At 36.8% G+C, this 17,416-nt stretch carries 20 protein-coding genes and 2 riboswitches; of the genes, 15 read left to right on the top strand and 5 right to left on the bottom strand.

Annotated features, from left to right (window positions below; translation table 11 throughout):
- Nucleotides 1-497: 497 nt before the first annotated feature.
- Nucleotides 498-1,637 carry a YqgU-like beta propeller domain-containing protein gene (locus tag G3O09_RS16665; protein WP_163102600.1) on the top strand — a complete coding sequence of 380 codons (1,140 nt, stop codon included), beginning with the start codon at nucleotides 498-500 and terminating at the stop codon, nucleotides 1,635-1,637.
- Nucleotides 1,638-1,701: 64 nt separating this feature from the next.
- Here G3O09_RS16665 and G3O09_RS16670 read toward each other — a convergent pair whose 3' ends face one another.
- Nucleotides 1,702-1,875: a DUF2759 domain-containing protein gene (locus G3O09_RS16670; RefSeq protein ID WP_163102601.1), complete on the bottom strand. Its 174-nt coding sequence runs from the start codon at nucleotides 1,873-1,875 to the stop codon at nucleotides 1,702-1,704.
- 373 nt (nucleotides 1,876-2,248) lie between these two features.
- Between G3O09_RS16670 and G3O09_RS16675 the strand changes: the two genes are divergently transcribed.
- Both G3O09_RS16675 and G3O09_RS16680 read left to right on the top strand, forming a co-directional pair.
- Nucleotides 2,249-2,878, top strand: a complete 630-nt coding sequence (locus tag G3O09_RS16675) for an MBL fold metallo-hydrolase (protein WP_163102602.1) — start codon at nucleotides 2,249-2,251, stop codon at nucleotides 2,876-2,878.
- A 9-nt stretch (nucleotides 2,879-2,887) separates the two neighbouring features.
- Nucleotides 2,888-4,015, top strand: coding sequence for a class I SAM-dependent methyltransferase (locus G3O09_RS16680; protein ID WP_163102603.1), 1,128 nt, complete (start codon nucleotides 2,888-2,890; stop codon nucleotides 4,013-4,015).
- Between the two features lie 32 nt (nucleotides 4,016-4,047).
- On the opposite strand, the gene G3O09_RS16685 is transcribed toward G3O09_RS16680, so the two are convergent.
- Nucleotides 4,048-4,293 (bottom strand): DUF2626 domain-containing protein, encoded by a 246-nt coding sequence (locus G3O09_RS16685; protein ID WP_108670810.1) that lies wholly within the window; start codon nucleotides 4,291-4,293, stop codon nucleotides 4,048-4,050.
- Nucleotides 4,294-4,377: 84 nt separating this feature from the next.
- Nucleotides 4,378-5,079: a helix-turn-helix transcriptional regulator gene (locus tag G3O09_RS16690; protein WP_163102604.1), complete on the bottom strand. Its 702-nt coding sequence runs from the start codon at nucleotides 5,077-5,079 to the stop codon at nucleotides 4,378-4,380.
- A 424-nt stretch (nucleotides 5,080-5,503) separates the two neighbouring features.
- Here G3O09_RS16690 and comGA point away from each other — a divergent pair, with 424 nt between their 5' ends.
- Genes comGA through G3O09_RS16740 form a run of 9 tightly spaced genes read left to right on the top strand, consistent with a single transcriptional unit; the run spans nucleotide 5,504 to nucleotide 10,214 of the window.
- Nucleotides 5,504-6,565 (top strand): competence type IV pilus ATPase ComGA, encoded by a 1,062-nt coding sequence (gene comGA / locus G3O09_RS16695; protein WP_163102605.1) that lies wholly within the window; start codon nucleotides 5,504-5,506, stop codon nucleotides 6,563-6,565.
- Complete coding sequence (comGB, locus tag G3O09_RS16700; protein WP_163102606.1) at nucleotides 6,558-7,592, top strand: competence type IV pilus assembly protein ComGB; 1,035 nt, start codon at nucleotides 6,558-6,560, stop codon at nucleotides 7,590-7,592. The genes comGA and comGB overlap by 8 nt, the downstream gene beginning before the upstream one ends.
- A 12-nt stretch (nucleotides 7,593-7,604) precedes the next feature.
- Nucleotides 7,605-7,901, top strand: coding sequence for a competence type IV pilus major pilin ComGC (comGC, locus tag G3O09_RS16705; RefSeq protein ID WP_163102607.1), 297 nt, complete (start codon nucleotides 7,605-7,607; stop codon nucleotides 7,899-7,901).
- On the top strand, nucleotides 7,891-8,358 hold the full coding sequence (gene comGD / locus G3O09_RS16710; RefSeq protein WP_163102608.1) for a competence type IV pilus minor pilin ComGD: 468 nt from the start codon (nucleotides 7,891-7,893) through the stop codon (nucleotides 8,356-8,358). The genes comGC and comGD overlap by 11 nt, the downstream gene beginning before the upstream one ends.
- Nucleotides 8,348-8,683, top strand: coding sequence for a hypothetical protein (locus tag G3O09_RS16715; RefSeq protein WP_163102609.1), 336 nt, complete (start codon nucleotides 8,348-8,350; stop codon nucleotides 8,681-8,683). The genes comGD and G3O09_RS16715 overlap by 11 nt, the downstream gene beginning before the upstream one ends.
- Nucleotides 8,628-9,086 (top strand): competence type IV pilus minor pilin ComGF, encoded by a 459-nt coding sequence (gene comGF / locus G3O09_RS22795; protein WP_205439674.1) that lies wholly within the window; start codon nucleotides 8,628-8,630, stop codon nucleotides 9,084-9,086. Before G3O09_RS16715 ends, comGF begins: the two co-directional genes overlap by 56 nt.
- Nucleotides 9,076-9,471, top strand: a complete 396-nt coding sequence (gene comGG, locus G3O09_RS16730; protein WP_163102610.1) for a competence type IV pilus minor pilin ComGG — start codon at nucleotides 9,076-9,078, stop codon at nucleotides 9,469-9,471. Before comGF ends, comGG begins: the two co-directional genes overlap by 11 nt.
- Nucleotides 9,472-9,486: 15 nt before the next feature.
- Nucleotides 9,487-9,984: a shikimate kinase gene (locus G3O09_RS16735; protein WP_163102611.1), complete on the top strand. Its 498-nt coding sequence runs from the start codon at nucleotides 9,487-9,489 to the stop codon at nucleotides 9,982-9,984.
- A gap of 32 nt (nucleotides 9,985-10,016) precedes the next feature.
- Nucleotides 10,017-10,214 (top strand): YqzE family protein, encoded by a 198-nt coding sequence (locus G3O09_RS16740; protein WP_163102612.1) that lies wholly within the window; start codon nucleotides 10,017-10,019, stop codon nucleotides 10,212-10,214.
- Between the two features lie 17 nt (nucleotides 10,215-10,231).
- Here the strand turns inward: G3O09_RS16740 and G3O09_RS16745 are convergent, their stop codons facing one another.
- Together G3O09_RS16745 and G3O09_RS16750 are read right to left on the bottom strand one after the other, a co-directional pair.
- Nucleotides 10,232-11,038, bottom strand: coding sequence for a YqhG family protein (locus G3O09_RS16745; RefSeq protein ID WP_163102613.1), 807 nt, complete (start codon nucleotides 11,036-11,038; stop codon nucleotides 10,232-10,234).
- A complete protein-coding gene (locus G3O09_RS16750; protein ID WP_163102614.1) occupies nucleotides 11,025-12,704 on the bottom strand; it encodes a DEAD/DEAH box helicase in 1,680 nt (559 codons plus the stop codon). The genes G3O09_RS16745 and G3O09_RS16750 overlap by 14 nt, the downstream gene beginning before the upstream one ends.
- Nucleotides 12,705-12,962: 258 nt before the next feature.
- A riboswitch (glycine riboswitch) is annotated at nucleotides 12,963-13,051 on the top strand.
- A gap of 3 nt (nucleotides 13,052-13,054) precedes the next feature.
- Nucleotides 13,055-13,141: riboswitch (glycine riboswitch) on the top strand.
- Between the two features lie 327 nt (nucleotides 13,142-13,468).
- Between G3O09_RS16750 and gcvT the strand changes: the two genes are divergently transcribed.
- Genes gcvT through gcvPB form a run of 3 tightly spaced genes read left to right on the top strand, consistent with a single transcriptional unit; the run spans nucleotide 13,469 to nucleotide 17,411 of the window.
- On the top strand, nucleotides 13,469-14,575 hold the full coding sequence (gcvT, locus tag G3O09_RS16755; protein ID WP_163102615.1) for a glycine cleavage system aminomethyltransferase GcvT: 1,107 nt from the start codon (nucleotides 13,469-13,471) through the stop codon (nucleotides 14,573-14,575).
- A gap of 18 nt (nucleotides 14,576-14,593) precedes the next feature.
- A complete protein-coding gene (gene gcvPA / locus G3O09_RS16760; protein WP_163102661.1) occupies nucleotides 14,594-15,940 on the top strand; it encodes an aminomethyl-transferring glycine dehydrogenase subunit GcvPA in 1,347 nt (448 codons plus the stop codon).
- Nucleotides 15,933-17,411 carry an aminomethyl-transferring glycine dehydrogenase subunit GcvPB gene (gene gcvPB, locus G3O09_RS16765; RefSeq protein WP_163102616.1) on the top strand — a complete coding sequence of 493 codons (1,479 nt, stop codon included), beginning with the start codon at nucleotides 15,933-15,935 and terminating at the stop codon, nucleotides 17,409-17,411. Before gcvPA ends, gcvPB begins: the two co-directional genes overlap by 8 nt.
- Nucleotides 17,412-17,416: the final 5 nt, after the last annotated feature.

The following is a 17,416-nucleotide window of genomic DNA, read 5'->3' on the forward strand; positions in this document are numbered from 1 at the left end:
TCCAAAAACGACTAAACCATCGTGCTCCGATTGAGTATCGAATCACGATGGCTGCATAGTCTTTTTTAGAGCTGTCTACTTGACGGGGTTAAGTCCATTCCTGGGGACTTTTTTGTACTTTGAACCGTCAATGCTTGGCGGTAGCCAAGTTACTAATATTATCTTGCTAATATATAACGACATGAATAGGAGATCCGAAAGCTCGCCTTTTTAATAGTCGATGCCCTAGCTTGTCTAGTGTTAAGGTTAAATATTATAAGAATGGTTTCAATGGGTACATGTTTAAGTTGGATAGGACATAAATATGGATAAATAGGGTATAAGGATGTTTACTAATAAACGTAAGAAGCACTCATTAGATAGGGAAAAAGTATCATCTTTTAAAAAAGTGCAATAATCTCTTTTGCATTCCTGTTTTGTTTTATAAGATGATATTACTATAATAATTAATCGTCGATAAGGACTATTGCCTAACGAAAGGAGGAAGCAAATTATTTATGAGACAAAAAGCACGAGTATTTACCAATAAGTTTCCCATCTCCCTAATTCTTTGCTTCCTCTTTTGTTCTTTATTTATAACTGGCTGTGAGTCTAAAACAGGTGGAGAGACACATCGTGAAAACAAAAAAAACGAGAGGGCAGGACATTCTGGAAAATCTTTATCTTCCACAAAAAGTATTAAATTGGTAGGAAAAGAATATTTTGAGAAATCAATTGACTGGTTAGATGATGAAAGGATACTATTTCTCTCTTCAGACGGAAATTCCTCATTTTTGAAATCCTTTCACCTTTATAATGGAGAAATAGAGGAAATAATGGAAACTCATAAACCAATTTTTGATGTTTCTGTAGATCCATCAGGGAAGTATCTTTTGGTGGTACAGTCGTCAGTAGCTAATCAGATGGAACTATCAATTATCACAGTTGAAGGTGAGAAGGTATATACGGTCACCCTGCCTGGTGTAGATTTAATCCATGAATGGAATTTTCATGAGAACGGTAAAGTGTATGTAGGTAGTTTCTATGAAGATTGGTCCTTTAGAAGTTACATTATTGATGTAAATAAAAAATTGCTTGAAGAGTTGGTAATTGATCAACCATTTGCACGTTGGACTGGGGAGAATGAATTAAGTTATATTAATTGGGATTTAGAGAACCCTTCAATATCGGCTCCGCTGATGTCCATAAATAATAGTGGAAAGAAAACTAAGCTACTTGATTCAGTCGTGTCTTTCACTCTAAGCAAAAACATCATAGTTACTGTAAATGAAAAAAACAATGAGGATTCGGCTACTTTTGAAATATTTAATCAAACATTTTCGCCAATAGCTTCGTTTTCATTACCCGTTTTAAAAGGCTATTCAGAATGGATGATTCCTTCAATTGAAATTGATGAATCATACAACAAAGTCATTACAATCGCACCCCATGAAACGGCTATTGCTGATACTTACAAAGATGGTTTTTCATTGATTCAATTCAATTGGAAGGAAGGGAAGAAGAAAGTCATCTTGGATAATGTCGATTTTTCAAATATTGCATGTGCACCAAGTGGGGATTTATGCTTAATAGGAGAGCAATTGGAGTCTGTAGTTGATATTTACGAGTCAAAACAAAGTAAGATTTATTTAGAGTAGTCTAGACGTATATCTTACGAAAATAAAAAACCATTGGCACTGGCCAATGGTTTTTATCATTTTATTAGTGTGCTACCGGTATTCCGTGGTGAATTGCAGTCATAACTGTGAACCAGCCAAATACAGCTAATGTTCCAGCAGCGAAAACCAAACCAAGGAAGTTTTTGTTTTTTAACGTACTAATAGTACCGAATGCTGCAAGGATTGTAACAAGTCCAAAAATTACTACTAAACCCATATATATAGCCCCCTCACTTATTATTTTGATCGCCTTTTTAAATCTAAGTTTAATCAACTACTAAATATGTAGTAAAGATAGCATACAATAACATTTTATAGGTTTTTAGTACATTTGTCGAGGTTAAAAAATGACACTTCTATGTCATAAACCCGAAGGTTTTTTCATGCATTTTGCCATTATTTTGTTAGTTGTATAAACTGGTTCAATCATCAAAATTGTATAATCCTATAATATTGATACAGTTTTACTTAGCTATCCTTACCTATATAGTTTTACCAACTTCGTACATAAAACATGCAAGCTTCATGAAATAGCCAGTGCTTTTAGTGTAAAATAGGAGGTAATAATAATTAAATTGGAGGAAATTAAATTGAATTGGAAACAATTACCTTTAGGTCCCTTACAAACAAACTGTTATATATTATGGAATCAAAAAAAAGAATGCCTTATTTTCGATCCGGGTGGAGATGGAGAAAGACTGATTTCATTTTTAAAGGGTAATCAACTACAACCATTAGCGATTCTATTAACACATGCACACTTTGATCATATCGGTGCATTAGACAGCATTAGATCGCATTACAACATATCGGCATATATTCATAAAAAGGAAACATCTTGGTTGAGCGACCCTGCTTTGAATGGATCAAAGTTTTTTGGTAGTGTGATTTCTGTCCAAGACGCAGAGCAGGTTATTAAAGGTGAAGGGAAATTAAATATTTCCGATTTTGAATTAGAAGTATTGGAAACGCCTGGACATTCACCTGGAAGTATTTCTTACTATCATAAACCAAGTAAGGCTGTTTTCTCTGGTGACGCCCTTTTTTCTGGTAGCATTGGGAGAACTGATTTAAGGGGCGGGAATCAAAGTCAATTACTAGAAAGTATTCATTCTAAGCTTTTAAGCCTTCCTGAAGATACATATGTATTATCAGGACATGGTCCAGTTACGACTATTTCTGTAGAAATGGATCATAATCCTTTCTTGAATGGTTTTTAATTTATTACAATGAAAAAAATCATAAGTGATTTACTTTCGCAGAGTGAGGGGAATACCATCAGTTTCCAGAAATTTATGGAGACAGTTCTATACCATCCAAAAAAGGGTTATTATTCAAGAGCTGAGAATAAAATTGGTTCTGACGGTGATTTTTATACAAGTAGCAATGTTGGTGACATCTTCGGAAGGTTGTTGGGAAGATGGTTTCTCCAAATATTTGAAAAAACTTCCCTTCCCTTAGAAATTTTAGAGATAGGAGGGGGAACTGGTAAGATTGCTGGTGATTTGCTTAGTTTTATCAAGGAGCAATCCCCTGCAATTGCCAATAAGCTTCAATATACGATTGTTGAAAGAAGCCCTTTTCATCAAGATCTCCAAAGACAGAGGCTAAATGATTTTAAGAACGTCCGTTTTGTCCAAGATATTGAAAGCATTAATGATTTCGATGGGATCGTTTTTTCTAACGAATTATTCGATGCCTTTCCAGTTCAAATTATTGAGAAAAAGAATGGACAACTGTTCGAATTATTCGTTGGAATGGATGAGGATTCTTTTATTGAAAAACTGAAAAAACTTGAAGACGAAACTATCCTTACTTATTTGCATAAATACAACGTCAGGTTGAATGAGGGACAAAGGTTAGAAATACCTCTGATGATGGAACACTACTTTTCGAGCCTCTTAGAAAAACTTAACCATGCGGTCTTGCTTACTATTGATTATGGGTACACCTCTGAAGAATGGTCTCTTCCTGAACATCGACAGGGTAGCATTAGGGGTTTTTATAAACATAAGCTGATTGAGCATCCGTTTTCTAATCTTGGGGAAATGGACTTGACCACCCATATTCATTTTGACACTCTATTAGAAATTGGAAAGGAAAAAGGAGTCCATTCAGATAGTTTATTGGAGCAATCGAGATTCCTTCTCCAAGCAGGCATACTAGAAGAATTGCAGGAATGCTTTGATCCAAATCCTTTTTCAGAGATAAGTAAAAGAAATAGAGCAGTCCGAAATATGTTGTTGCCTGGGGGGATTAGTTCTTATTTTAGAACACTCATTCAGGTGAAAGACTTTCCCATTGACGTGGATAACCTTTTTTTCAACAAATCTTGGCTAGATACAAAAATCCCTTGAATCATTTGATTCAAGGGATTTTATGTAGGATATTAATGTCCGCCTGCTCCTGGCACCATCATAAATGTTGTCCAATAAGTAAATCCGGCGAAGAAAACAGTTAAATAAGCACCAAAAACGTATATATACATACGTTCAGATAATTTTAAGTAGCTAAGTAGAATAAAGAATCCTGTTTGGCCAAAGAAAATTAATGATGTTGTATACATATCGCCAAGATAAAACATAATCGCAAAGATACCTGTCCAAAACCCAAGAACTCTGTACATGCGCTCCATTATGTATCCCTCCTTTGTTCCCATTGGTTCATCACTAAATAATTATAAATTAGAATATAAGCCTGTGTAAAGAATAGATTGTTTCTACTTTGTGACAACTGCAAGATATGTGCAAGTATCACACCCAGAAGTCATGTTATCCTTCTCGATTAACTCTACATTTTCGAATAACACTCCGAACATCCCTCTTAAGAAGGAATTATGCATCTTACAAGTGGTATTGTATTGATCGATTGCCACTTCTTTGAACGGACAGTTATGAATTTGAAAGAAAATTTTTGTTTCTTCTTCATCAATCGTGAAATCTGGATAAAACCCTGATATTGTAGAAGCATTTTTTAGTATGTTCAGTTTTTGTTCAAAAGATAACTCATTATGTGTAAAAGGTAATGAATTTAATTGTTGATAGATCAATTCCTCCCCAAACCTTTTACCTGTTTCATACAGGGCTTTCATCCCTGCTTCCCCAAGTGAAGCCATTGTATCTAATGCGATTCTAGCTAATAATTGGTAATCACGATATGGAAAATGCAATTGGATCACGTCGTCGGATAATCGATATTGCCGACTTGGTCTCCCACCTTTTCCAGTTTTCTTCGTTTCTGACACAAGCATGTTCACATCTTCAAGTTTGGATAAATGCAAACGAGCCACGTTAGGGTGAATATCAAATGAATCCGCAACTTCCTGTACAGTCACTTCCTGATGTCTTTCAGTAATGTATTGATAAATATAATATCTTGTTGGGTCGCTTAAAACATTGGTAATCTTTAATGTTTGTTCCAATTCATTCACCTCTGACCGATATTTTGGTTTCATTATAATACAGCCATTTATACATTGGAATGTGAAAGACCGGTACAATTCGTTCATAATCACGATTGTTCACAAATATGTAAAAAATGGTATAAAATAATATACAAAAGTTATACAAATCAAGAGCAATTGATTTAAAAACTTTAGGTGCTGTTGGAGGGAAAATGGTTTTTGAGTATTGGACTCTATTTAAGTGCATATCAATTTTGAAGAATTAAAAAGAATTCTGGAGTAATCTTGACAATCTTTTGTCGGGTTTATTTTATATAAGTTTATATGTACGAGCGGGATAGAAACTTAGGCAGTTTTTTTTGAAATATTTTTGAGAGAAAGAAGGAATGTTGTAGAATGAAGTCGAATTAAGTCTTTGAAAAATATAAAAGAGGTGATGCCCTTGAATTCTACCGAAAAACTGGCGGAAAAAATCTTACAGTATGCTATGAGGTTTTCTGCTTCTGACATCCACATCTTTCCACGAAAAGGAGACCCCTCCATCCAGCTTCGAATCGACAATCGTATTATCCCACTTGATTTTTTAAAAATTCCCAGTATCGAAAGACTTGTTTCTCATTTTAAATTTCTTGGTTCCATGGATATTGGCGAAAAGAGGAGACCCCAATCAGGTTCTTTTACTTACCAATTAGATGGAAAGAGCATCGGCCTTCGTTTATCAACTTTACCTGCATTGAACGCCGAAAGTCTAGTCATTCGACTGATTCCCCAGCAAAATATCATGCCTATCAAGCAACTAACCCTTTTCCCAAATGCCGCATATAAATTAATGTCACTAATGAAGTATTCTCACGGTTTAATTATCTTTACTGGACCGACTGGTTCTGGGAAGACAACCACATTGTATTCGCTTTTGCATTATGCAAAAGAACACATCAATCGGAATATCATTACCCTGGAAGACCCGATTGAGAATCAAACGGATGAAGTATTACAGGTTCAAATCAATGAAAAAGCAGGTATAACCTATTCTGTAGGTTTAAAGGCTGCACTTCGTCACGATCCTGATATTATCATGGTGGGAGAAATACGTGACGCAGAAACCGCCAGAATTGCAGTCAGGGCAGCGATGACAGGTCATCTTATATTGACTACAATGCATACGAGGGATGCAGCAGGTGCAATTTATCGATTGATTGAATTCGGTGTAAGCTGGCAGGAAATCGAGCAAACCTTAATAGCAGTAACAGCACAACGTTTAGTCGAACTGAATTGTCCAATATGTGGAGAGAATTGTTCACACTTTTGTACATTTCACAACAGAGAAAAAAGGGCTGGTGTATATGAACTTCTACACGGAAAGACTCTTTCTTCTGTTTTTTTAAAGGCGAAAGGAGACATTGATATTGTGGCTCCTAGGGGTTTAAGGGAAGAAATGCAAAAGGCTGTCGCACTGGGATTTATTCCTGAAAAGGAATATGAAAGATGGGTAATTAATGATTAAGAAGACAAAGTGGAAAATGGAGCAACAATCCAATTTCCTTATTCGATTAGGGGAACTATTGGAACATGGATATAGCCTTACAGAAGCAATTTCATTTTTATCGACCCAAGAAAGTGCTGAAAAAAAGATTATATTGAAAAAAGGTCTATTAATGTTGAAACAAGGGTATTCCCTCTTGGAAATGCTGGAGGTTACAGGCTTTAATAGGAAATTAATCTCCTATGTACACTATTCAGAACAATACGGAAATCTACCACATGCGTTAAAAGAAGGGGGTACTTTTTGGAAGAATCGTTGTGAAGACTTAAAAAGATTAAAGAAAGTATTTTTATATCCTCTATCCCTATTCATTTTTTTACTTTTCATTCTTCAAATCGTCAACCGTGTTATTCTGCCTAAGTTCTCCGTTTTATTAAACAGCTTAACTTCTTCTGATAATCCGATTCTTGTACTGTTACTTTCATTTCTCAATATCGTTACCTACATTCCATATTTGTTAATCATATTGTTTTTAATCAGTTTGATTTTTTATAAAATTTGGTATTGTAAGTTGATGCCTGAAAAACGAAAAAGGTGGATTTTAGCCATTCCTTTATGCGGTCAACTACAAAGATTGTTGGATACTTATTTTTTATCAGGACAATTAAGCAGTCTTTTATCTGGGGGGCTCTCCATATTAGAGTGTATGGAGTTGCTACAGGTGGAAAGTAGACAACCGTTTTTTACATATATCGGTGAACATGCTTATTCACGTCTATTGCAAGGTTACGAGTTGGGGCAGGTGTTTGATCAACTACCATACTTTGAACAAAACTTTGGCAGTGTCATAGCAAATGGCAACAAAAACGGTAAGTTGGATAAAGAGTTGTTCCACTATAGTCAATTATTAATTCATTTAATAGAAGAAAAAATAGCCATGTATATTCGCTTCTTGCAGCCAATCATTTTTATTTTCATTGGTCTCATGGTCCTAGTGATATATTTGGCGGTATTATTGCCAATGTTTTCAATAATGGAAGCAATCTAAAGGAGAAAAAAGATGAATGAAAAAGGTTTTACACTAATTGAAATGCTAATCGTTTTGTTGGTTATTTCTATATTACTAATTATTACTGTGCCTAATATCGTAAAACAACAAGCTTCTATACAGGAAAAAGGGTGTGATGCTTTTGTGAAAATGGTTCAAGCACAAGTACAGGCTTATCAGTTGGACAATAATAAATTACCTACATCTCTGGATGAATTGGTTACAGGAGGATATATAATCCAGAAATCATGCCCAAATGGAGATTCCCTGGCACTGAGCAGTGAGGGAGAAATCAGCGTTGCTCCATAGAAGTAATGATCCTGTATCAATAAAAGATTCTAAAGGATTCACATTAATTGAAATATTATTCGTAATGATCATCTTTATCACAATATCCTCAATCACCATCGCATTTACTCCCCATGTAATCACTAAGGAACACGCTCCTGATTTTCTAAGACAGTTGGAATCAGATCTGTACTATATCCAACAATTCGCAATCAACCATCAGCAAACGGTTAATTTAACCTTGGACCTTACAAATAATCGATATTTCGCCTCAACACCTTCAGGGGGGAAGTTAGTGGAACAAAAAGTTCCAACAGGTATAAAAATCGAGTATGGCTCATTAAATACTTTCACACTTTTTATTACTTTAAATGGAAACTTTACTCATTCTGGTACTTGGCTTGTAAAGGAAAAAGGGAAAGTTTATTGTTTTTATTTTCTAATCGGAAAAGGAAGGTTTTATTTTAATGAACTCTAAAGGATCAATACTGCTGGATGTATTAGCGGGCTTCTTTACTTGTTTACTGATAGCTGCCTTCCTAATTCCAATGTTGGTTAAAGTGGCAGGAAGCGCTAATGATGCGAATAAACGGCTAACTGGTATACATCTTTTGTACGAGCGATTAAAAAATGATGAAAGCCAAGTAGATCCATTAGAAATCTTTATTCATAGAAAGGGAGCCGTCTATAAATATACGTTACAAATCTATTCGGGAAATCCCGGATATATGGAGGGATGTATCGGGTATGTGGATTCGAGGAATAACCAACAAAAACTATGTGATATCACTCCGAAAAGATAGAGGGTTCACGCTTATTGAATGTTTGATAGCTTTATTTTGTTTATTGATAATAGCTACCCTTTTTTTACAGACTGCAACTACCTTCCGTCTACTGAATAAGCCAAGTCAAAGTTTTCAATACCAAGAATGGGAAGTGTTTTTGAATCAACTCAAAAAGGAGGTTCGTAATGCAAAATCCGTTACTATACAAAATAATAAGCTGAATCTTACATCTGAAAGCAGTCTAATTTTAATTGAAAACTATCAAAACAAAATCAGAAGAAGGGTGAATGGACAAGGGCATGAAGTAATGCTTCAAAATATTATTAATGCTCACTTTGAAATCATGGACTCCATTATTTATATCAAAGTTCAACATGAAAATGGTTTTGAAGAGGGGATCATCAGATTTTATGTTCAGTAAAAGTGTAGGAAATCTCAAAAATCAATCAGGTGTGGTTTTTCCATATCTATTATTGTTGTTGCTTCTAATGTGCTTACTAGTAGAAAATAAGGTAAGACAGTATGTTTCATATCGGAATTTTATAGTCGAAACAGAGTCCAAGTTAGTTGTTGAGCATTTACTTTATATGGCTAGTCACGATCCAGCCCATTATGAAAACATTCAACCAGGTATGAAAGGTAAATGGGATTATCCAGGCGGGGAGGTTTACTTTGGAGTTGAGTCTATAACTCATGGTAAGGCACAAATGTTGATAATTGCATCATCTCATATGGGTGGGAAAGCACAAGCCCAGTTTGGATATGATATGATAGAGAAAAAAATCATCAGTTGGTCGGAAAGATGATAAGGGGTCGGAAACATGAAGACAATTTATTTGACGGGTTTTATGGGAAGTGGCAAAACTTCTGTTGGGAGAGAACTTGCACGATTGCTTCAAACTAATGTGTATGATACGGATGTGCTTATAGAACAGCAGGAAAAATGTTCGATAACAGATCTTTTTTCTGAAAAAGGGGAAGACTATTTTAGGGAACTCGAAGGAAAGATGCTAAAATCGCTACCTACGCAAAATGGAATAGTCACTACAGGTGGGGGCATTGTTTTAAATCATTCAAACCGACAATGGATGAACGATAACGGTATGTGGGTGTACTTGCATTGCGATCCTTCAGTTATTGAGAAGCGATTGGAAAAGGACGAGTCGCGACCGCTTATTGCAGGTGAAAAAAGAAACAAACTAAGGGATCTTTTTGAACAAAGATTGCCTATCTATATGGAAGCGCCTATTATCCTTGATACTACCCATTTATCGATTGAAGAAGCTGCTCAAGGAATCATCACTCGTATAAATCTGTAGTTCCTAGTCAATACTGCAAATGGGTGATGTAAATGAAAACGAATGATTATGTAAAATATTTGACTCAACAATTTGTTAAGTATTACGATCAACCAAAAGACGAGAGGAAAAAAATTCGATTGGAACGAAAAGAAGGTAGACCTGATCTTGTATACCATTGGTTTGGTTTCATTCCCTTTGCGTTTTCCATGCTGTTTAAGAAAAAAGCTTCTAACAATGATAATTGTTAGAAGCTTTTTCAATTGAATTATGAAGTCAAGGAAATACGTTCATTGGATAAATAGAACATACCACCATTAATCACAGAAATTTGTATAGTCGGTGCATATTGTTCCTTTAAAGCATCTTTTTCAGTAAGGTACGTTTCACCTTTGTCTTCCATATCCGCATAGAAATGTTCAAGCAATTCTAAGTCACTATCCCATCGTAATATCGCATTTTCTGCCCATTTATGGTCTTCGTCCTCTAACTGTAAACGAACATATCGATCTAATCTACTTAGTCCACTTTTAGGCATAATTAATGGGGAAAGGGTGAATGATAAGTCAGGAATCTTAGGGGTCAAGGGTAGCTTTACAACTTTCTCGTGAAAGCCCTCCATAATCTGACCAGAAATTAAATTGACACCTAAAGAAAATAATAGTTCTTTTTTGCGATCGCATTGGAAAGATACTTTAATGTTCGCATTCAACCAAGGGTGAAGCGGAGTTTGTGTTGAACTTTTACTACCCGGATTTTCATAGAGTCTGATGTAACTACCTAAATTCTTGGCGGATTGAAAGATTTGATGAAGTCTTGGCGATCCAAAATGAATGACTTCTCCTTTTACATCTTCAGGAACGGAAGTCGGATCGGTAATGAGTGTAAGTCTATTAGGATTTGGGATACCGCCTGTTTTTTCAAGGTAGTGCCAATAAAAAGGACGGTTCATGAGAGCCTTGTCCAAATCAATGGTCAATTGAACGATCATGTATGAAGGGGTGTTCTCCACTATCTCACAAGCATTGCTCTTGAAATATTGAAGTAGAAATTGATGGATTTCATGTTGCTGCACGAGAGTTCCCCTCCTTCATTTCTTGGGCCATTTCAATAATTGAAGACAAGTTTTCCATTTTGATTTTCATTTCTCCTTCACTTCTAGAGGAACCCACTATATCAATGAGATAATCTTCAAGATTGGTTAAATCTAATCTTGTTAAAATATCGTCAAGTTCACCAACAACTTTTTCAAATAGATTGATTTTCTCGTATAAAAGTTTTAAAACATGGTCTTCAATGGTTCCTTTGACCGCAAAATTATAAATGTGGACATCTTTTTCTTGACCAAGACGGTGGACACGGCCAATTCTTTGCTCAAGCCTCATCGGGTTCCATGGTAAGTCAAAATTAATGATATGGTTACAAAATTGTAGGTTAATACCCTCTCCTCCTGCTTCTGTAGCGATAAGAACTTGAATATGCTTCTGGAATAGCTCTCTCATCCAGTCCTTTTTCCCACGTTTAAATCCGCCTCGGAAAGGGACGGAGTTGATGCCATGTTGCTTCAGGAACCATTGTAAGTACATTTGGGTTGCTCTGTATTCTGTAAAGATGATCACTTTATCATTAACCCTTTGGATTAACTCGAGGGCTTTTTGGGCTTTTGAATTAATGGATACCTTATCTACTAATCCTACAAGCTCCTGTACTGTATCCTTCAGTTGAATAGAGGGATTTTCTGCTCTTTCAAGAATGTTTTTTAAGGTGTAAAAAACGGCTTCTCTACTACTGCAAGCCTCTCTTTGTAAGGTTAAGGTAGAGAAGGTGCTGCCAATTGATTCATTGCTATATGGTTTGAATTTTGAAATAGCATCATATAACTGTCTTTCTTCTGGTGTGAATTCTATGACAATGGTTTCAACAATCCGTTTTGTCCATTCAATCCCTGTATCTCCACGTCGATTCCGGATCATGACCTTATTTACTAATTCCTTCAAATATGCATCCTCATTGATGTTTCTGCCTTTTCCTTTAAACTTCTCAGAAAAATAGGACGCATTGCCTAAATGTCCAGGTTTGAGCAAAGATACAAGGTGAAAAATTTCCTCTACTTTATTTTGGATAGGAGTAGCTGTTAGCAATAGGCAAAATTTCTTCTTTAAGCCTTGGACAAATTCATAGTTCTTAGTTTTGTTATTTTTTAGTTTATGTGCTTCATCGATAATGACCAAATCATAGTTTTGATTATAAATAATATCTTTGTGAGGATTACGTTTGGCTGTATCAATTGATGAGACGACAACATCACATGCTTCCCAAACATAGCTTTTTTTCTGTGCAACAGCAGGAATGAAAAATTTACTGTTTAACTCATAAGCCCACTGAGATACAAGGGATGCAGGAACAAGGATCAATATTTTTTTTACTAGACCACGAATCATATATTCTTTTAAAATCAACCCAGCTTCAATGGTTTTCCCTAATCCAACTTCGTCCGCTAAAATCGCTTTGCCGTTCATCCTTTCTACCACTTGTTTAGCAACTTCCAACTGGTGAGGTAAAGGGGTGAGCTGTGGTAAGTGCGAGGGAGCTAACAATCCCTCAAAGGATGGAACCAGTAATTGTTGCTCAATGTTATATGCTAGCTTAAAAACATCCCAGCTACTCCAAGGTCCATCATTGGAAATTTTCTCGTGAAGGCCATCTTCCCATGAAGAATCATATTCTACCTGAATTTTCATAACTGTACTCCTTTACATCATTTCATAAGTAGTGATTTGATGAACAATCGGATTATGTTGGTTAATAGACAATGAATAATAGAAATTCCCCTGATTTATCATTAAAATACGAACAATAACTGTATTTTTTAGTAAAACAATAAGTTTTTTATCTAAATCTACATAAAAAGATTGCAGACATTTCTTAATTAGTGATAGGATGATAATAGATTCATTAATAATAAGTAGTATCACCAATTTACAAGTAAATATAAGCGAATGAAGGCATGGGGAGAGACTACATGATGTGGCGCCGAAGGAGCAAGCAAAACTGCGAATCTCTCAGGCAAAAGAACTCTTGCTGGACGCGACTCTGGAGAGTGCTTCCTAGGGAAGCCACCAAAGGGGAAAGCTCATGATTTAACATCATGGGTAAACTTTCAGGTAACAGGACAGAGATGCACTTTTTCAAGGCGCATCTCTGTCCTTTTTTGTACTATTGAAGCTTGCTTGCTGTAGTCTACACTGTAGAGTGCGCAATCAGGATAGTAGTATATAGGCAACTTGCTAGCCAAGTTTTCTAACGAAAAGAGTCCCTTGAAAAAGTGAAAGGTGAATTTTTGGATTTTTTCGTACTATCTGAAAGCAATCTTGCACATCTTAGGAGCAACCTGACTTAGGAGTCGCAAGTTGGAAGATAGTATAAGTGCAACTAGGCGATCGCCGGCACAATGGCTTGGCACTAGCCAAGTTTTCTAAAAAGCTGATGATGAGGGGGCATTGTTTTGAGCGAACTAAAAAGAACACCTTTATATGAGGTATACAAAGAAAGTGGTGCCAAAACTATCGACTTTGGTGGATGGGATCTTCCAGTTCAATTTGCTGGGATTAAGGAAGAGCATGAAACAGTTCGAACAAAAGCTGGACTATTCGATGTATCACATATGGGTGAAATCGTAGTTAAAGGTTCCGATAGTTTAGCATTCTTGCAAAAAATGGTGACCAACGATGTTTCAAAACTTAAAGATGGTGGAGCACAATATGCAGCCCTTTGCTATGAAAATGGTGGAACTGTCGATGATTTAATCATCTATCGCAAATCTGAAAATGAGTATTTGTTGGTTGTGAATGCCGCTAATACGGATAAGGATTTTGAATGGTTGAATCAACATGTCGAAGGAGATGTTGAACTCACAAATATCTCTCAGAATATTGCACAAATCGCTCTACAAGGGCCATTGTCCCAGGACATCCTTCAAAAGCTGGTAAAAGATATAGATTTAAGCGAAATTGGATTTTTTAAATTTAAAGATTTAGTCAATGTGAATGGAGTAATTTCCCTTGTTGCTCGTACAGGGTATACAGGTGAGGATGGCTTTGAAATTTATTGCAACTCGGAGGAAGGGCCTAAATTGTGGAGAAGCCTTCTAGAAGCGGGTAAAGAAGAAGGAATACTCCCAATTGGTTTAGGTGCCAGAGATACTTTACGCTTTGAAGCTAATCTTCCATTGTATGGGCAAGAACTATCAAAGGATATTACACCAATCGAGGCTGGTATCGGCTTTGCTGTAAAAACAGATAAAGAAGCTGATTTTATTGGTAAAGATGTGTTGAAAGCTCAAAAAGAAAATGGGGCTCCTAGAAAGCTAGTTGGAATTGAAATGATTGATCGAGGAATTCCAAGGCATGGATATCCGGTATTTGTGAATGGAGAAAATATTGGTGAGGTGACCACAGGTACACAATCACCGACTTTGAAAAAAAATGTCGGACTTGCGCTGCTAAATCGTGAGTATACAGAGCTTGGAACCGAAGTCGAAGTAGAAATTAGGTCTAAGAAATTAAAAGCACTGGTTGTTGCCACTCCATTTTATAAAAAGCCTAGAAAATAGAAAGGGGCCTCTCAAATGATAAAACATCGTTATTTGCCGATGACAGAAGAAGATAAGAACGAAATGCTCCAAGCAATTGGAGTAGATTCTATAGATGAGTTGTTCGAAGATATTCCTGAAAGTGTACGTTTTAAGGGAGAATATAACATCAAATCAGCGAAGTCAGAGCCAGCCTTATTAAAGGAACTATCAAAACTGGCTGCCAAAAATGCTGATACAAAGCAATATACTTCTTTTCTTGGTGCAGGAGTTTACGATCATTACATTCCAACAATCGTAGACCATGTAATTTCTCGTTCGGAATTTTATACTGCTTACACGCCTTACCAACCAGAAATTTCCCAAGGGGAACTACAAGCGATCTTTGAATATCAGACTATGATTTGTGAGCTTACAGGTATGGATGTGGCTAACTCTTCTATGTATGATGGTGGGACAGCCCTTGCGGAAGCTGCAATGCTGAGTGCTGGGCAAACGAAAAGAAAGAAAATTTTAGTTTCTGCTACAGTTCATCCTGAATCAAGAGATGTTCTAAAAGCGTATGCTGATGGTCAGTATATTGAAGTAGTGGAGATTCCATATAAAGATGGAACAACAGACCTAGAAGCATTGGCTGGGGAAATGGGTTCAGACGTTGCAGGTGTGGTTGTTCAATATCCTAACTTCTTTGGTAGAATTGAAGATTTGAAGTCCATTGAAAAAATTGTCCATGACCATAAAGCGTTGTTCATCGTTTCAAGCAATCCTTTGGCACTTGGAGCATTAACACCTCCAGGAGAATTCGGAGCTGATATTGTGGCAGGGGATGCACAAGTCTTTGGAATCCCGCAAAGCTTTGGAGGCCCACACTGTGGATACTTTGCTGTCACGAACAAGCTGATGAGGAAGGTTCCAGGTAGATTAGTAGGACAAACAGTTGATGAAGACGGCAAGCGAGGTTTCGTATTGACCCTTCAAGCCCGTGAACAGCATATCCGCCGTGACAAAGCGACGTCTAATATCTGTTCAAACCAAGCCTTGAATGCGCTAGCTGCTTCAGTTGCCATGACAGCCCTTGGTAAAAAAGGTGTAAAAGAAATGGCTACTCAAAACATCCAGAAGACATTTTACGCGAAAAATGCTTTCGCTTCAAAAGGAATCGAAGTAGTCTTTAATGGTCCATCATTTAATGAGTTTGTTGTTAAGCTACCGAAAAGCATCAAGGAAACGAATGCATCGTTATTCCAAAAAGGCATTCTAGGAGGCTACGATCTAGGTCAAACTTATCCAGAATTGCAAAATCATATGTTAGTTGCTGTTACAGAACTTCGCACGAAGGAAGAAATCGATTTGTTCGTAAATGAATTGGGGGATGGACATGAATAAGCAAGATCAACCTTTGATTTTTGAACTAAGCACACCAGGTAGAATTGGATTCAGTCTTCCAGAAATGGATGTCGAAAATGTAGACCTTTCTGAAATCCTGCCAACTGAGTTTATTAGAGAACAAGAAACAGCTCTTCCAGAAGTATCTGAATTGGACATCATGCGCCATTATACGGCATTGTCCAAACGTAACCATGGTGTAGATTCAGGGTTTTATCCTCTAGGATCTTGTACGATGAAATATAACCCAAAAATTAATGAAAACGTTGCTCGTTTCAGTGGCTTTGCTAATATCCATCCACTTCAAGATGAAAGTACAGTTCAAGGTGCACTTGAATTAATGTATGATCTTCAAGAACACTTAAAAGAAATCACTGGCATGGATGAAGTGACATTGCAACCTGCAGCAGGTGCTCATGGTGAATGGACTGGGTTAATGATGATTCGTGCCTTCCATGAAGCAAATGGTGATTTGAACAGAACAAAAGTAGTTGTTCCTGACTCAGCTCACGGAACAAACCCTGCCTCAGCTACAGTTGCAGGCTTTGAAACAATTACGGTTAAATCTGATGAAAATGGCTTAGTCGATCTTGAAGATCTTCGTAAAGTGGTAGGTCCTGATACTGCTGCACTGATGCTAACTAATCCTAACACTTTAGGTTTATTCGAGGAAAATATTCTAGAAATGGCTCAAATTGTCCATGATGCTGGTGGGAAGCTTTATTATGATGGAGCTAATTTAAATGCAGTATTGTCAAAAGCCCGCCCAGGGGATATGGGCTTTGATGTGGTCCATTTAAATCTTCATAAAACCTTTACTGGCCCTCATGGTGGTGGGGGACCAGGTTCTGGACCAGTGGGTGTGAAAGCTGATTTAATTCCTTTCTTGCCTAAGCCAGTTCTAGTGAAAGAAGGAGAAGTATTTACATTCGACTATAATCGCCCTCAAGCAATCGGTCGAGTGAAACCATTCTACGGAAACTTTGGGATTAATGTCCGTGCATACACTTACATTCGTTCCATGGGTCCAGATGGATTGAAAGCTGTTACTGAATATGCAGTGTTGAATGCAAACTATATGATGAGAAAATTAGCTCCTCATTTCGATTTGCCATTCGATCGCCATTGTAAGCATGAGTTTGTATTAAGTGGAAGACGCCAGAAAAAACTTGGTGTTCGTACTCTAGATATTGCAAAACGTCTGTTGGATTTCGGATATCATCCGCCAACCATTTACTTCCCATTGAATGTTGAAGAGTGTATCATGATTGAGCCTACTGAGACTGAGTCAAAAGAAACTCTTGATGCATTCATTGACGCTATGATTCAAATTGCGAGGGAAGCTGAAGAGAATCCTGAAATCGTACAGGAAGCTCCTCACACAACGGTCATCAAGCGTCTAGATGAAACCTTGGCTGCTCGTAAACCAGTGTTACGTTATACAAAAGAAGCAGTATTGACTGAAGTATAATACTA

The organism is Peribacillus alkalitolerans, from assembly GCF_010882125.1.
In the GTDB taxonomy this organism is placed as follows: Bacteria; Bacillota; Bacilli; order Bacillales; family DSM-1321; genus Bacillus_BN; species Bacillus_BN alkalitolerans.

Bases quoted from the DNA above. Each gene is read 5' to 3' on its own strand.
- G3O09_RS16715 (WP_163102609.1), top strand. From the start codon at position 8,348: ATGAACTCTAAAGGATCAATACTGCTGGATGTATTAGCGGGCTTCTTT.
- G3O09_RS16750 (WP_163102614.1), bottom strand. From the start codon at position 12,704: ATGAAAATTCAGGTAGAATATGATTCTTCATGGGAAGATGGCCTTCAC.
- G3O09_RS16740 (WP_163102612.1), top strand. From the start codon at position 10,017: ATGAAAACGAATGATTATGTAAAATATTTGACTCAACAATTTGTTAAG.
- comGC (WP_163102607.1), top strand. From the start codon at position 7,605: ATGAATGAAAAAGGTTTTACACTAATTGAAATGCTAATCGTTTTGTTG.
- G3O09_RS16685 (WP_108670810.1), bottom strand. From the start codon at position 4,293: ATGGAGCGCATGTACAGAGTTCTTGGGTTTTGGACAGGTATCTTTGCG.
- G3O09_RS16735 (WP_163102611.1), top strand. From the start codon at position 9,487: ATGAAGACAATTTATTTGACGGGTTTTATGGGAAGTGGCAAAACTTCT.
- comGF (WP_205439674.1), top strand. From the start codon at position 8,628: ATGTGGATTCGAGGAATAACCAACAAAAACTATGTGATATCACTCCGA.
- G3O09_RS16670 (WP_163102601.1), bottom strand. From the start codon at position 1,875: ATGGGTTTAGTAGTAATTTTTGGACTTGTTACAATCCTTGCAGCATTC.
- comGB (WP_163102606.1), top strand. From the start codon at position 6,558: ATGATTAAGAAGACAAAGTGGAAAATGGAGCAACAATCCAATTTCCTT.
- G3O09_RS16665 (WP_163102600.1), top strand. From the start codon at position 498: ATGAGACAAAAAGCACGAGTATTTACCAATAAGTTTCCCATCTCCCTA.
- G3O09_RS16680 (WP_163102603.1), top strand. From the start codon at position 2,888: ATGAAAAAAATCATAAGTGATTTACTTTCGCAGAGTGAGGGGAATACC.
- gcvPB (WP_163102616.1), top strand. From the start codon at position 15,933: ATGAATAAGCAAGATCAACCTTTGATTTTTGAACTAAGCACACCAGGT.
- comGG (WP_163102610.1), top strand. From the start codon at position 9,076: ATGTTCAGTAAAAGTGTAGGAAATCTCAAAAATCAATCAGGTGTGGTT.